The sequence below is a fragment of the Caballeronia sordidicola genome, from assembly GCF_001544455.2.
GTDB classification, from domain to species: Bacteria; Pseudomonadota; Gammaproteobacteria; order Burkholderiales; family Burkholderiaceae; genus Caballeronia; species Caballeronia sordidicola.
Map to the genome: position 1 here is coordinate 64,154 of NZ_FCOC02000016.1, position 13,763 is coordinate 77,916.

Here is a 13,763-nt window from a genome sequence, read left to right on the forward strand (position 1 = left end):
CTTGATCGGTTAGCTTGCATACAGCTTGCCGACAAGAACTTAGCGGAAACGAAATCGCTTGCTAAACAAGTAATTCTGCTTTGCTAAGCGATGACTTGCCCAATGTCCCTCAAGGCTGCTTATAGCAAACCAGATCGATTTCCACTAATGCGCCTCTGCCAAGACGCGCCACACCAACGGTTGTGCGCGCGGGCAGGCGCACACTGTCCTGTGCGAAATGACGCGCATATACGGTATTGAACCGCGCGAAGTCCCGGTCGAACTCGCTCAGATAAATACGCACGAATACCGCGTCTTCGTAGTCATAGCCGGTATGCCGCAGTATCCGGTTGAGGTTCTCGAAGCAGAACGCGGCTTGTTCTTCTATGCCGCCGGCCAATGCTGATGCGGGCGCATCAGGATCGGTGGGAAGCTGGCCTGTGACGTATAGCCAGCCAGCGGCTTCAACTGCGTGCGAATACAGCGACGAAGGCGGCGGTGGGCTCGCGTCAGGAACGACGTGATGCATTTTCTGAGTCGTCATGTGATTAAAAGTTGTTAGGGCGCCGCGTATGCAAGCACGCTGCTGTCCTTCAACAGCCGCTCCAGATGGCGCGCGATGTCCGGTGCGCCGGTCATCTCGCCGAAGCTTCCACGGGTCATCGGGCCGAATGCAAAGAGGCCGGAGGACACGTTGCCGTCCGCGTCGAGTATCCGGCTTTGCAGGTCGGTGTCGAGACCGGCCTGCACGGCGTCCAGACGCGCGAGCCTGCTTTCGAGCAATGACTTCACGAGCGGATTTCTATCGATATCGCGCGCCGGTCCCGTGCAGAACACCACGGCGCCAAAGTCATATTCGTCCATGTTGCCGCCCGGGCGCTTGAGTCCCACGCGAAAGCCATGCTCATGGCGCCGTATATCGCCGATACCAGCCGTGACCACGTTCATTTGCCCTGTTGCAATCGCACGTTCGATGGCCTCGTGAATCTGCGGCGCGATCCGGAACCGATGCACGTCCCAGAACGGCAGCAGCCTTTTGACAACGCGGCGTTGCTCATGCGCGGGAAGTGCGTTCCAGATGCGTGGAAGCTCGAAGCGCAGCGCGTCCGCCGCGGGTTGCCAGCCAATGTTCGCGAGCTTGTCGCGCGCAATCCGCTGCCGCAATCTCTGCACGAGTGCGCGTGCCGTGGCGGGCGGCGCGCTATTGCCGAGGAAATCGGCGGCATCGGCGAATATGCCATGTGGTTGCGCTCGCAAGCCGCGTCGCGAGATGGCCGTGATGCTTCCGCGATGCCCGCGCCCGACCAGCGTCACGGCGACGTCGGCCATGGTCAGGCCGGTGCCGACCAGAAGCACCGGCGCGTCAGCGGGAATGGCGTGCAATGCGTCGTGCGACCACGGATGCGCGATCACGCGCGGATCGCGCAAGGCGTTTTTATCGATACGTCCTGGCGGTTTCGACGGCGTGTGCCCGAAGCACAGCGCGACACGCTGCGCATCCAGTTGCGCGCCGTCATCGAGCGTGACGATGTAGCCCGCGCTGGTTTTGCTCAAGCCGGCAGCGCTCGCGCGCCGATGACTCATGCGCACGTCTGCAGCGGCTTCGGCCATAACATCTTGCAACGTTGCGAGCACATACTCGCCGTATCGCTGGCGCGATACGTAGTAGTGACCTTGCGCGTCGACGCTGCCTGCATCAAGCGCATCGTGATCCCTGAGCCACCGCGTGGCGTGCGTGGGGTCGGTGGCGAAGAGGCTCATTCGGTCGCTCGGGACGTTGATCCGGTGCAACGGTTCAGTCGTGCCATATGCGATCCCGCGCCCCAGTTCAGCCGATGGTTCCACGATGGTGAAGTCGAGACTCACGTTAGCCGGGCGCGCTCGAATGGCATGAATCACAAACGCGACACCTGTAAAACCACCGCCAACCACGACTATGTTTACGGTTGTGTCCTGCTCCGATGTTTTCAAGGAACCGATCATGATGCTGAAGTCTCGCGAAGCGCGGCGTGAGTGAGAATGTTCATATTAACTGGCTAGCGTTCACGGTCAATGCGCATGCGATATTGAAACGCGTCGCTGCGAAAATGGAGGAACTCGAAAAGGACAGGGCGCGCGTGAATGTCGAAGACGTGCCGCTCGACGCGAAGTACCGGACTACCCGGTGCGAGTTCCAACGCCGAGAGCGTTTCTTCATCGGCGAGAATCGCATCCACCGCCACATTTGCATGATCGATGCGTACGGCGCTGCGTTCTTCGACAAGTTTGAAAATGTCTTGCGTGGCGAGGTCCGCGGTCATCAGCTTCTGCGCGAGCAGCTCGCCCAGGAACGTGGTCTCGAACGACAAACGTGTTCCATCAAGTATGCGTATCCGTTTTATTTCCGCGACCCGGACGCTGTTGCCGACGTCCGTGTCAAGACCCAACCGCGCCCGAAGGTCCACATCCGGATCGAAATAGCGAAACCCCTCAAGCCGGTTCGTTACCTGATGGCCCAGCGGGATCATTGCTTCTGAAAAGCCCTGCAGCGCGGCAATATTCTGATAAGCGCGCGGCGGCGCCACAAAGGTGCCGCGTCCGCGAACCGTCTTGACGGCGCCTTCCTGGCGCAATTCATCCAGCGCCTGGCGCACGGTAATGCGGCTGACATCGAACATGTCGCACAAGGCCTGTTCAGTGGGTAACTGCGCGTCCGGCGCATAGGTGCCGTCGAGCATGCGCGCACGAAGTTGATCTTTTATGCGTCTATACAGCGGGGCGGCGTAGTCCTGCATGGGCATCAATGGTTTGCGATCGGGTTTCGATGTCATGACAACGCGAGTTCAATCTTCGCACGGTGAAGCCTGCGCTCAGATGTCGAGGATACATTAGACCACGCGTGCACAGAACGCTGCGCAAAGCTGGAAATTCACTAAGCTAGTGAGAATTCATCGCTTGGAAATCGTGCGGCGCCGTTCATATACTGTCCTCAGAAAAGTTGTAATGACAACCGGGCGAAGGTGCAAAACCGCATGCTTTCATGCCCATACCGGATTCCGATTCATTTGAATCGGAATCCGAATCATGTTGCGTCATATTGATCAAACCATTCCACACTGGGCCGGAATGCGGACCTGTCCGCTGCGCCCGCGCGTTTTCCTACGGAGCTGCAAAGCATGTTCAAGCATCTGATTCGAGGCGCTGCGTTATTGGCGCTTGTTTCCAGTCTTACCGCGAGCTTCGCATCTTCCGCATTTGCGGCCGACAACAAGACTGTCACGGTCGGTTACCAGACGGATATCGAACCATCCAAGATCGCGCAGGCCAGCGGCCTCTATGAGAAAGCCAGCGGCTACAAGATCAACTGGCGCAAGTTCAATACCGGCGCCGACGTGATCGCCGCGATGGCCTCGGGCGATGTACAGGTCGGCTTCACGGGCAGCAGTCCGCTTGCGGCGGGCGTCACGCGCGGCTTGCCGCTCGAAACGTTCTTTGTCGCGGCCGAGATTGGTACAGCAGAGGCGCTGGTCGTGCGAAACGGCAGCAACATCACCAAGCCGCAGGATCTGATTGGCAAGAAGGTTGCCGTGCCATTCGTCTCGACCACGCACTACAGTCTTCTGGCAGCGCTCAAGCATTGGGGCATTCCGGCCAATCAGGTCACCATCCTGAACCTCGCGCCTCCCGAGATTGCGGCGGCCTGGCAGCGCGGTGATATCGATGCAGCTTATGTGTGGGACCCGGCGCTCGGCAAGATCGTAAAGACGGGCAAGGTGTTGACCACGTCGGCGGAAGTGCGCAAGTGGGGCTCGCCGACCTTCCTCGCATGGGTCGCGCGCAAGGATTTCGCGCAGGCGCACCCCGACTTCCTGGTTGCTTTTTCGCGGGTCACGGGCGCGCAGAATGCCGAGTATCGCAAGGATGGTGCGAAGTGGACCGCGGCCACGCCACAGGTGGCGGACATCGCGCGGATCAGCGGTTCGGATGCTGCGGACCTGCCCGCGCTGCTGCAGGGAACGACCTTCCCGCTGCTCGACGAACAGGCCTCGCCGCGTTTGCTGGGCGGCGGCATTGCGAAGGCGCTCGCCGATACATCGGCTTTCTTGAAGGAACAAAAACGCGTGGATGATGTGCTGCCCGATTACGGTCCTACGGTCACGGCTTCGTTCGTGCAGCAGGCAAGCGCGGGAAGCGGCAAGTAACATCATGATCCGGATCGACGCGCTCAGCGTTTCCTTCGATACATCAAGCGGCCCGCACCGGGTTCTGGCGGATATCAGCCTCGAATTGCGGGATGGCAGCTTCACTGTCGTGCTGGGGCCGTCGGGCTGCGGCAAGACGACCTTGCTGAACGTGCTGGCGGGTTTTATTGCACCGTCGGCGGGACAGGTATCGATTGACGGCGAAGCGATCACAGGTCCAGGCTCGGATCGGGGCATGGTGTTTCAGGACGATTCGTTGTTGCCCTGGCAGAACGTCGAGCAGAACATAGGATTCGGCCTGACGCTTGCTGGCGTGCCGAAAGCGAAGCGCGAGGCGACGGTCGAAGCGTTGCTTGAGTTGACCGGCCTGAGCGCGTACGCGCGTTATCCGTTGTGGAAAATTTCGGGAGGCATGCGCCAGCGCGTGGGACTTGCCCGCGCGCTCGCTGTAGATCCCCGCTTCTTGCTGCTCGATGAACCGCTGGGCGCACTCGATTCTTCGACGCGCCTGAAGATGCAGGAGTATCTGCTCACGCTCTGGGAGCGCTATGGCAAGGGCATGGTGATGATCACGCATGACATTGCCGAGGCGCTTTTCATGGCCACGGATCTCGTTCTGATGCAGGCGAACCCGGGTTGCATTGCGTCTGTGCGGCGCCTTGATTTTGGCGCACGCTTTGTTGCGGGAGAGTCATCGCACAGCATTAAGAGCGACCTTGCGTTCATCCGCTTGCGGGACGAAATCGAGAGCCGGTTTTTTGCAGACAATGAGATACTGCCATGAGCGACACAGAGCGTCTTGCGTATTATCCGGACCCCGCGCTGTCTGAAAGGAACACCCCCAAACCTGGACGCTTGCGGTTCAACAGGCAGCGTCTGATCAGCATCGTGACGGTGCTGGTCGTCATTGCCTCCTGGACGCTCGCGGCGCGGCTGAAACTCATCAGCCCCGTATTCCTGCCATCGCCCGCGGCGGTGGCGCACAAGTTCGTGGATGTATCGGTGAATGGTTTCAGCGACGCCACCCTTTGGCAGCACTCGGCCGCAAGCCTGTCGCGCGTATTCGCGGCGCTCGCACTGGCTGTCGTCACTGCAGTGCCGCTTGGCGTGCTGATCGGCCTCAATCCGACAGCGCGCGCTATTGCCGATCCGCTCATCGAGTTTTATCGGCCGGTGCCGCCGCTTGCATATTTGCCCTTGATCGTCATCTGGTGCGGCATTGGCGAGCCGTCCAAGATCCTGTTGATCTGGCTGGCGATCTTTGCGCCGTTGACCATCTCCACTCAGCAAGGCGTGCGGCGCGTGAAGCAAAGCCGTCTGCGCGGCGCGCAGGCGCTCGGCGCCACGCGGTGGCAACTGATCCGGTACATTGTCGTGCCGTCCGCGGCGGCGGATGTTCTGACCGGCATCCGGGTCAGCCTCGGTGTGGGCTGGTCGGTGCTCGTTGCAGCTGAGTTGATCGCGGCTACGCGTGGCCTTGGTTTCATGATTCAGTCGGCAGCGCAGTTTCTCGTGACCGATGTCGTCATCATGGGCATTGTCGTGATTGCGTTGATCGCGGGCGTGTTCGAGTGGGGACTCAGGTCGCTTCAACGCGTGCTCGTGCCATGGGAAGGACATGCATGACCGGCGCTTCGAGATGGGACGCGGACGTCCTCGTGCTCGGCGGCGGTCCCGCCGGAACCTGGGCCGCGCTGCATGCGGCGCGCGGCGGTGCGCGAGTCGTGCTTGCCGACAAGGGCTATTGCGGAACCTCGGGTGCGGCGGCGGCATCGAATAACAATGTCTGGTACGTCAGGGATCCTAAGTTGCAGGAGGCGGAGTTCGGTGCGCGTTTTGCGTCTGGCGGTGGACTGAGCGAACCCGGTTGGACCGCTGCATTGCTCGAAAGCGCCGTGGAGCAATTGCATTTTCTTGGCACGCTCGGCTATCCGTTTCCAAAGACCGAAACGGGAGATGTCAACTACGCGACCTTGCGCGGTCCCGACTACATGCGCTTCATGCGGCTGCAGATCAAGCGCGCAGGCGTGCAGATTCTCGATCACAGTCCCATGCTTGGTCTGCTTGAACGGGACGGCTGCGTGACAGGCGCGCATGGCGTGTCGAGAGACGGCACACGATGGCAGGTCAACGCTTTCGCGACCGTGCTTGCAACGGGCGGGTGCGCGTTCATGAGCGGCGCGCTAGGCACGAATGTATGCACGGGCGACGGTCATCTTGCGGCCGGCGAGGTGGGGGCACGGTTCTCCGGCATGGAATTCTCGAATCAGTATGGACTCGCCGCGAGCCAGTCTTCCGTGACCAAGGGCCTGCCTTTCGTATGGAGCACCTATACGCGCGGGGACGGTACTGTCGTGCCGATTGTTGATGATGAACCGTTCGTATCGGTGGCGAGAGTGCTGGTGGACGAGCCCGTGTTCGCCGTATTCGATCGCGCAAACGCCGACATTCAGCGGTGGCTGCGAAGCGGCCAGGCCAATGCGTTTCTGCCGTTCGACCGCGCGGGCATCGATCCTTTTACGCAGCGCTTTCCGGTTGGTCTGCGGCTTGAAGGGACGGTGCGGGGGACAGGCGGAATCCGGTTGCGTGGACGGGATTGCGCCACCGACGTGCCGGGACTTTACGCGGCAGGAGACGCCGCATCACGCGAGACGGTGGTGGGCGGCCGTACCGGCGGCGGCTCGCCGAACTCGGCGTGGGCTATCGTGACTGGCAGCTGGGCGGGCACGGCGGCGAGCGAATTTGCACGACGGCAAGGGACGCGACGAGCCGGCACCCTCGCACGTGAAGAAGAGATTGCGCTCAGTCCAGTTGGCCCTTCGCGCGAGCTGATCGGCCAGCATGTCTTGTCGTTGCGCACGAATCTTTTTCGTAGCGCCGCGGTTCTTACGCCCGCGCTCAAGCTGCTCGACGACGCCTGGCATGAAACGAACGTCGAGGTCGGTACGCCCCATCTTGCCGAAGCTCGTTCGGCGCGTGCGATGCTATACGTTGCACGCCTTGCTTACCGCAGCGCATTGCATCGCAGGGAGTCGCGCGCGCTACACCAGCGCGGTGATTATCCGGAGCGTTCGGATGCGATGCGTCACCGGCTGGTTGTTGCTGGCATCGACTCATTCGAATTCAGCACCGACCCCGTCGCCACCTGAACCCGGAAAGGAGAGCGGTCTTGATCGAACTGATCAGCGAGGCGCGCTGCACGTCGTGCAATCGCTGCGTGGAAGTGTGCCCGACCCAGGTCTTCGACGCAGTCGATGGCAGCATTCCCGTGATCACGCGGCCGGATCAGTGCCAAACCTGTTTCATGTGCGAACTGTACTGTCCGGCCGACGCCATGTACGTCGATCCGAACGCGGACGCTCATGTGGCGATATCGGAAGAAGCGTTGATTTCGCGAGGAATCCTGGGCGGTTATGCGCGGGCGCTCGGCTGGAAGAAAGCGCGGGCGGCGGGAACGGAAAACGACCAGACGCACAAGCTTTTCGAATTGGGCGTGACGTGAAAACGGGCGGCTTATGTATAGTTCGGATATCGAACTATTAAAAAATCCAGCTTCACCACTTTATGAAAACGGGCGCAGGGAAATATCGAGGTAGCCAAGACAAGAGAAATGGCGATGGACACCACTTGTCGTACAACATGTAACGGTGCGGACAGGCTTCTGGTTTGTCTAAAGTTAACGCAACGACATCGCCTTTGCAAAAATCCTTACCCTTCATTCGAAAGCAAACAGTAATATTATCGGCGTTGCGTACATTGCTGTTTCCTGTATGGAACTGGGGTATGCCGACCAGAAAATCGAAGTTGGATACATTTTCGACGCACTTGCCCGTTAAAGCCGGCAAGAAAAGCTTATGTCCGCACACACCGGATAACTGGCCAGCCACGCAACGCTGTCTCCCCTGACACGGCGATGCTGTCGAATGGTCCCCGGCGCAGTGCAACCGGCCCGGATCGCCTGCCCTATCAGGGAGAAACTGATTTGCCTATGGCCGCCGCCTCCGGTAAGGTGACGCTTCCACCGTGCGCTCGCATGGGCAGTGAGTCGTACCAATCCTAGAGAAAACAGAAATGAACAAGCAAGAACTCGTTGACGCCGTTGCGTCCGCTACTGGCACCAGCAAGGCCGCCGCCGCCGAGGCTATCGATGCATTTATCTCCACCGTGACCCAAGCGGTTGTCAGCGGCGAGAGCGTTCAATTCGTTGGCTTCGGCACGTTCAGCACAGGTCAACGCGCTGCGCGCACGGGCCGCAATCCGAAGACCGGCGACACCATCCAGATCGCCGCAGCCAAAACAGTCAAGTTTACCGCCGGTAAAGCGTTCAAGGACTTGGTGAACCAGTAAGACTGGCCGGGATATCCTGCTGCGCGTTCTCGCATCAGGACGTGGCCGAGCGCCGTGCCGGTGCTCATCGAACGGGCCGGATCCGTCAGCGATCCGGCCGTTTCAAACATCGCCGCCAGGCATGGGCTTGAATCAGCTGGCGATGTCCTCGACCCACTAGAAACGCCGGTTGCACGCATGCGTGCTCGATGGTTGCAAAGGGTCGTGGGTTCAGCGCGCGCCGCTTTCGTCAATAAGGTGTGTTTCTCGATCCAAAGTTTTCATATAACATGCAAACCGGATAATTGAGATAAGCGAACGTCGTTGACCAAGGCCCTTACCCTCACGCATCAGGTCGCGCAGCAACTGACCCGAGATATTGGCGACGGTATCTATCCTGTCGGGACGAAGCTTCCGTCAGGCAAGGATCTCGCGATCCGCTTCGGCGTGAGCCAGTCGGTGATTCGCGAGGTCACGGAACGTTTGCGCGCTCACGGTCTTATCGATAGCAGGCAGGGTGCGGGCTGTACGGTCACGGCGCGTACTCAAAGTGGCGGCTTTCGGGTTCCATCAGCGCTGGGCAACGACCGCGCGGATTTAAGCGCGGTCTACGAACTGCGGCTGGATCTGGAAGGCGCTTCCGCGGCGCTCGCTGCGGCGCGGCGCACCACTGCGGACATCGAGGCACTGGAAAGCATTTTGAAATCCCTCGCCGATAACCTCTACACGCCGGAATCGGCGGTCGAGCTGGATATAGCGTTTCATGTGGCCATTGCTCATGCCACGCATAACCGCTACTACGTGGACCTGCTGCAATACCTGAATCTGCAGATCCGGCAGGCGGTGCAAACGGCGCGCACGCATTCGCTCACGCGCGAGCGGCTGCCGGACGACGTGCATCGCGAGCATGTCCTCATCTTCGAAGCGATTTGCGCTGGCGACCCGCTAGCTGCCCGCGCCGCTGCAACGTCGCATTTGCAAAACGCCGCGGCGCGCCTCAACCTTGTCATCCCCGATCGCGACACGTTTCGTGAAACGTTATCCGGCGGATTGACTTCACCTTTCGCCCACTAATAGATGACCGATCTCTCTTTCGCCCAACGTCTCGCTGACACGCTCGGAACCGACGCGGTCAGCACGTCCGCCGATGAAATCGAGCCGTGGCTCTCGGACTGGCGCGGCATGTACAAAGGCAAGGCGCAGGCGGTCGTGCGCCCATCCACGACTGACGAAGTTGCAGCGTGCCTGGCGCTGTGTTCGGACGCACGCGTCCCGGTCGTGCCGCGCGGTGGCAATACCGGTTTGTGCGGAGCCGCCACGCCCGATGCCAGCCCGAACAACGTGATCCTGAGCCTTGATCGCATGCATGCGATTCGCAGCATCGATACGACTGGCAACACGATGGTTGCCGAAGCCGGTTGTATTCTCGGCAATCTGCGGCGCGCCGCTGAGGAACAGCACCGGCTGCTGCCGCTCAGTCTCGCGGCTGAAGACTCGTGTCAACTGGGCGGCAATCTTTCGACCAATGCAGGCGGCGTCAATGTCGTGCGCTACGGCATGACGCGTGAACTCGCGCTCGGCCTCGAAGCCGTGCTGCCGAACGGCGAGATATTTCATGGACTGCGCACGCTGCGCAAGGACAACACTGGCTACGACCTGAAGCAATTGATGATCGGCGCGGAGGGGACGCTCGGGATCATAACGGCCGCCGCGCTGCGTCTGTATCCGCGTAACGACGTACGTGTGGTTGTGTTGGCCGCCGTGAATTCGGCGCAGCAGGCGCTGGAACTGTTCGAGCTCTTGTTCGAGCGCGGCGGCCCGCGCATGCAGGCGTTCGAGTTCTTCACGGCGGAATGTCTCGATCTGGTGCTTGCACACGTGGAAGGCATGCGCGCGCCGTTTGCCGAGCGTCATCCGGCTTACGTACTGATCGAACTGGCGGACACTGTCGATGAAACCGCCTTGCGTGCACTCGTTGAGACCGTCATTGGCGAAGCACTCGAACGCGAGCTCTGCACCGATGCTGCGGTATCCGAATCAATTGCGCAAGTGAACAGCATGTGGCGATTGCGCGAGGAGATCTCCGAAGCGCAACGCGCCGATGGACCGCATGTGAAGCACGATGTGTCGTTGCCGATCGAAGCCATTCCGGCCTTCCTTGAGACTGCGGGTGAGCGCGTGGAGAAGCATCATGCAGGTGTGCGATTGATTGTTTTCGGTCATTTCGGCGATGGCAACCTGCACTACAACCTCTCGCGTCCATCCGGCGCGCCACGCGATTTCTTCGCACAACATGGCGAAGGGCTTACCGCCGAAGTGCTGGATGAAGTCGCACGCTATGGCGGCAGCATCAGCGCGGAACATGGCATCGGACAACTCAAGCGCGACTATTTCAGCCGCTATAAAGACCCGCTGGAAATCCGGCTCATGAGAGAAATCCGTAAGGTATTCGATCCGCACGGCATCATGAATCCGGGCAAGATTTTCTGAACGCGCAAATTTCCCTGCTTATCGCGACTGTCCGCCAAAGCGCATCAATGCAATAAAGAATGTGCCGCCGAGCAATGCGGTCACCACGCCTATGGGAAGGTCCTCAGGGGCAATAAGCGTGCGCGCGGCGACATCGGCCCATATCAGCAGGATCGCGCCGGCGAGCGCGGAAACCGGCAGCAAGCGCCCGTGCTCGGCGCCCGCCAGCGGACGGCACACGTGCGGCGTAACCAGTCCGACAAAACCTATTGCGCCGCTCACCGCGACCATCGCGCCCGTGACGAGTGCGCTGACCAGGAAGATTTCCCAGCGCATCTTGCTTACCGGAACGCCCAGCGATACCGCCGCCAGGTCGCCGGTCATCAGCGCGTTGAGTTCGCGCCGGCGCGCGAGCAGCAAAATGCCGCCGAAGAGCGCCATGGATGCAGGCACGCCGAGCAGGCTCCAGCGCGCAAGGCCTACGCCGCCCAGCGTCCAGAACAGGATGGACGACGCCGCGCGCTGGTCGCCGAGATAGAGCAGCAGGTTGGCGCCCGCGAGCATCACAAACGATACGGCAACCCCTGAGAGCAACAGCCGGTCGGAGTCAAGCCGTCCCTGGCGATGAGCCAATGCAATGACCATCGCGGTTGCGAGCAGCGCGCCCAGGAACGCCATGATCGACAGCGTGAACGGGCCAAAGATGGCGCCGAGAAACAGTGTTGCGGCCACCGCGCCGAGCGTCGCGCCTGAACTGACGCCGAGCAGATGAGGATCGGCGAGGCGGTTTGCCGTGACGGCCTGCAGCGCGACGCCGACCATCGCGAGCGCTGCGCCCACGATGCCCGCGAGCAGCACGCGCGGCAGGCGGATCAGCCAGACGATGGTATCGAGCGACGCGTTCCAGTCACCCGGCTCGTGCAACAGATGCGCGGCCACGATACGCGCGGTCAGACGTGGCGCTATCGACGTGGGACCAAAGCCGGTTGCAAGCACGACCGATACCGGAAGCACCACGCCGAGGCTTGCGACGATTACAGCCGGAGCGGCGCGCTTCACTGCGCGAACGCCTTCGGATGGAGCGCATGTGCAATCGTCTCCACGGCGGCGACGTTGCGAATGCCCGGCGTGGCGCTGTCGTATGGAATCACGATGAAACGCCGGTCGCGGATTGCATCGAGATTGCGCAAGGCAGGTTGATCGAGCAGGAACTGAATCTTTTGCGCAGCCGTTACCGCGCCATAATCGACAATCACGATCGCTTGCGGATTGCGCGCCACGACGCTTTCCCAACTCACGCGGGTCCAGCTTTGCTGCACGTCGTCCATCACATTGCGCCCACCCGCAGCCTTGATCAATGCGGTTGGCATCGCAAGGCCGCCTGCGGTGAAGGGCTTGTCCTCGCCGCTGTCATAAACGAAGACGCGCGGCGGCGCGGCGTTATTCCCAATGCGCCGCGTCACCATCGCGAGCCGCTTCTGCATGTCGTCCATCAGCATCGACGCTTGGGCGTCTGCGTCGAAGATGCGTCCCAGGTTACGCAGATCGTCATAGACGTCATTGAAGGTAGCGGCGGGACGAGGCATGACATGCGCGCACGATTCGCTCAGTTCATACACGGCAATGTGCAGCGGCGCGAGTGTCGCCGGCGTCACGGGGCCGCCGACCTGCATGCCGTAGTTCCATCCGGCGAAATAGAAGTCGACGCCCGCATTGACCAGCACTTCAACCGATGGATATTGCCGCGCGAGTTCCGGCACGCCCTTCAGTTGAGCGCGCAAGGCTTCGTTGCCTGTGCTCCAGCCGCTGACGCCGGTATAACCCGCCATGCGAGACTTCAGGCCCAATGCAAGCATCATCTCCGTGAGATTGACATCGTTGCTGACTGCGTGTTCGGGCGCATGCTGGAACACGACTTCGCGGTTGCAGCTTTGAACCGTGACCGGATAATGCCCCGCGCGTGCTTCCGAACTGACCAGCAGCAGCGCCAACAACGCAGTCGTGAAAGGTTTGATCATGTCGAGTGAATGAGGGTGATGCGAGGGCATCGTGAAACGGGATGAAGGTCCACGATGGCATCGACATTGAATACGGCCTTCAACATGGCAGGCGTCAGCACGTCGTGCGGCTTGCCGTGCGTGACGATCGCGCCATTCGCGATCACATATAACCGGTCGCAAAAAGCCGCGGCAAGATTCAGGTCGTGAATGGTGGCGAGCGTAGTGACGTTCTGATTCTTGACGAGCTTGAGCAACTCGATTTGATGGCGCAGATCCAGATGGTTCGTGGGTTCATCGAGCATCAGCACCGTTGGGCGCTGCACCAGCGCGCGCGCCAGCAATGCACGCTGTTTCTCGCCGCCCGAGAGCGAAGCGAACGCGCGTTCCCGTGCGCTCCACAGATCGACATCGCGCAACGCGCCTTCAACAATGCGTGCGTCCTCAGGCGTGGCACCGTCGAGCAGACGCTTGTGCGGCGTGCGCCCCATGCGCGCTATCTGTTCGACCGTCAGGCCGAAATCATCGGGCAGTTCCTGCAGCAACACGGCAATACGCTGCGCGGCCCATCGCGGCGACGCGCCCCAAACATCGGTCTGATCGAGCGACACCGAGCCTTCATGCGGCTTCGAAAAGCGAAATGCGCAGCGCAGCAAGCTGGTCTTGCCGCTCCCATTCGGACCGATCAGGCCGACGAATTCCCCGGCCTCCACATCCAGCGTGATCTCGCGCAGCAAGTGCGCCTGGTGGTGCTGCTCGCGTTCGGCGGGAGACCAGCTTAGATGATCGACGTGAAGTCCGCAGGACATGA

General features: G+C 60.9%; 14 protein-coding genes. 8 read left to right on the forward strand and 6 right to left on the reverse strand.

The features are described from left to right. Positions 1-109: 109 nt before the first annotated feature. Genes AWB64_RS22285 through AWB64_RS22295 form a run of 3 tightly spaced genes read right to left on the reverse strand, consistent with a single transcriptional unit; the run spans position 110 to position 2,789 of the window. Positions 110-508, reverse strand: coding sequence for a RidA family protein (locus AWB64_RS22285; RefSeq protein WP_208603301.1), 399 nt, complete (start codon positions 506-508; stop codon positions 110-112). 29 nt (positions 509-537) lie between these two features. Next, the gene (locus tag AWB64_RS22290; protein WP_060857611.1) at positions 538-1,962 is read right to left on the reverse strand and encodes an FAD/NAD(P)-binding protein; all 1,425 of its coding nucleotides are present in this window, start codon (positions 1,960-1,962) and stop codon (positions 538-540) included. Between the two features lie 53 nt (positions 1,963-2,015). Then, on the reverse strand, positions 2,016-2,789 hold the full coding sequence (locus AWB64_RS22295) for a GntR family transcriptional regulator (RefSeq protein WP_082850590.1): 774 nt from the start codon (positions 2,787-2,789) through the stop codon (positions 2,016-2,018). 345 nt (positions 2,790-3,134) lie between these two features. Here AWB64_RS22295 and tauA point away from each other — a divergent pair, with 345 nt between their 5' ends. From tauA to AWB64_RS22335, 8 genes are all read left to right on the forward strand, one after another. Continuing rightward, complete coding sequence (gene tauA / locus AWB64_RS22300) at positions 3,135-4,160, forward strand: taurine ABC transporter substrate-binding protein (RefSeq protein WP_060857612.1); 1,026 nt, start codon at positions 3,135-3,137, stop codon at positions 4,158-4,160. A gap of 4 nt (positions 4,161-4,164) precedes the next feature. Further along, positions 4,165-4,944 (forward strand): taurine ABC transporter ATP-binding protein, encoded by a 780-nt coding sequence (locus tag AWB64_RS22305; protein ID WP_060857613.1) that lies wholly within the window; start codon positions 4,165-4,167, stop codon positions 4,942-4,944. Then, positions 4,941-5,786 carry a taurine ABC transporter permease TauC gene (tauC, locus tag AWB64_RS22310; RefSeq protein WP_060857614.1) on the forward strand — a complete coding sequence of 282 codons (846 nt, stop codon included), beginning with the start codon at positions 4,941-4,943 and terminating at the stop codon, positions 5,784-5,786. The genes AWB64_RS22305 and tauC overlap by 4 nt, the downstream gene beginning before the upstream one ends. Continuing rightward, the gene (locus tag AWB64_RS22315) at positions 5,783-7,309 is read left to right on the forward strand and encodes an FAD-binding protein (protein WP_244164153.1); all 1,527 of its coding nucleotides are present in this window, start codon (positions 5,783-5,785) and stop codon (positions 7,307-7,309) included. Before tauC ends, AWB64_RS22315 begins: the two co-directional genes overlap by 4 nt. 20 nt (positions 7,310-7,329) lie before the next feature. After that, a complete protein-coding gene (locus tag AWB64_RS22320; RefSeq protein WP_060857616.1) occupies positions 7,330-7,662 on the forward strand; it encodes a 4Fe-4S binding protein in 333 nt (110 codons plus the stop codon). Between the two features lie 551 nt (positions 7,663-8,213). Then, on the forward strand, positions 8,214-8,507 hold the full coding sequence (locus AWB64_RS22325) for an HU family DNA-binding protein (protein WP_279616271.1): 294 nt from the start codon (positions 8,214-8,216) through the stop codon (positions 8,505-8,507). A 303-nt stretch (positions 8,508-8,810) separates the two neighbouring features. Then, positions 8,811-9,560 carry a FadR/GntR family transcriptional regulator gene (locus AWB64_RS22330; RefSeq protein ID WP_060857618.1) on the forward strand — a complete coding sequence of 250 codons (750 nt, stop codon included), beginning with the start codon at positions 8,811-8,813 and terminating at the stop codon, positions 9,558-9,560. A 3-nt stretch (positions 9,561-9,563) separates the two neighbouring features. Further along, entirely contained in the window at positions 9,564-10,976 is a 1,413-nt protein-coding gene (locus tag AWB64_RS22335; protein ID WP_060857619.1) for an FAD-binding oxidoreductase, read from the forward strand. 18 nt (positions 10,977-10,994) lie between these two features. Here AWB64_RS22335 and AWB64_RS22340 read toward each other — a convergent pair whose 3' ends face one another. From AWB64_RS22340 to AWB64_RS22350, 3 genes are read right to left on the reverse strand one after another with little or no spacing between them, the layout of a single operon-like run. Next, positions 10,995-12,014: a FecCD family ABC transporter permease gene (locus tag AWB64_RS22340; protein WP_060857620.1), complete on the reverse strand. Its 1,020-nt coding sequence runs from the start codon at positions 12,012-12,014 to the stop codon at positions 10,995-10,997. Next, positions 12,011-12,973: an ABC transporter substrate-binding protein gene (locus AWB64_RS22345; RefSeq protein ID WP_060857621.1), complete on the reverse strand. Its 963-nt coding sequence runs from the start codon at positions 12,971-12,973 to the stop codon at positions 12,011-12,013. Before AWB64_RS22345 ends, AWB64_RS22340 begins: the two co-directional genes overlap by 4 nt. Continuing rightward, positions 12,970-13,761 carry an ABC transporter ATP-binding protein gene (locus AWB64_RS22350; protein WP_060857622.1) on the reverse strand — a complete coding sequence of 264 codons (792 nt, stop codon included), beginning with the start codon at positions 13,759-13,761 and terminating at the stop codon, positions 12,970-12,972. Before AWB64_RS22350 ends, AWB64_RS22345 begins: the two co-directional genes overlap by 4 nt. Positions 13,762-13,763: the final 2 nt, after the last annotated feature.

Excerpts from the sequence above, each read along its gene's own strand:
- AWB64_RS22285 (WP_208603301.1), bottom strand. The coding sequence starts at position 508 with ATGCATCACGTCGTTCCTGACGCGAGCCCACCGCCGCCTTCGTCGCTG.
- AWB64_RS22290 (WP_060857611.1), bottom strand. The coding sequence starts at position 1,962 with ATGATCGGTTCCTTGAAAACATCGGAGCAGGACACAACCGTAAACATA.
- AWB64_RS22295 (WP_082850590.1), bottom strand. The coding sequence starts at position 2,789 with ATGACATCGAAACCCGATCGCAAACCATTGATGCCCATGCAGGACTAC.
- tauA (WP_060857612.1), top strand. The coding sequence starts at position 3,135 with ATGTTCAAGCATCTGATTCGAGGCGCTGCGTTATTGGCGCTTGTTTCC.
- AWB64_RS22305 (WP_060857613.1), top strand. The coding sequence starts at position 4,165 with ATGATCCGGATCGACGCGCTCAGCGTTTCCTTCGATACATCAAGCGGC.
- tauC (WP_060857614.1), top strand. The coding sequence starts at position 4,941 with ATGAGCGACACAGAGCGTCTTGCGTATTATCCGGACCCCGCGCTGTCT.
- AWB64_RS22315 (WP_244164153.1), top strand. The coding sequence starts at position 5,783 with ATGACCGGCGCTTCGAGATGGGACGCGGACGTCCTCGTGCTCGGCGGC.
- AWB64_RS22335 (WP_060857619.1), top strand. The coding sequence starts at position 9,564 with ATGACCGATCTCTCTTTCGCCCAACGTCTCGCTGACACGCTCGGAACC.
- AWB64_RS22345 (WP_060857621.1), bottom strand. The coding sequence starts at position 12,973 with ATGATCAAACCTTTCACGACTGCGTTGTTGGCGCTGCTGCTGGTCAGT.
- AWB64_RS22350 (WP_060857622.1), bottom strand. The coding sequence starts at position 13,761 with ATGTCCTGCGGACTTCACGTCGATCATCTAAGCTGGTCTCCCGCCGAA.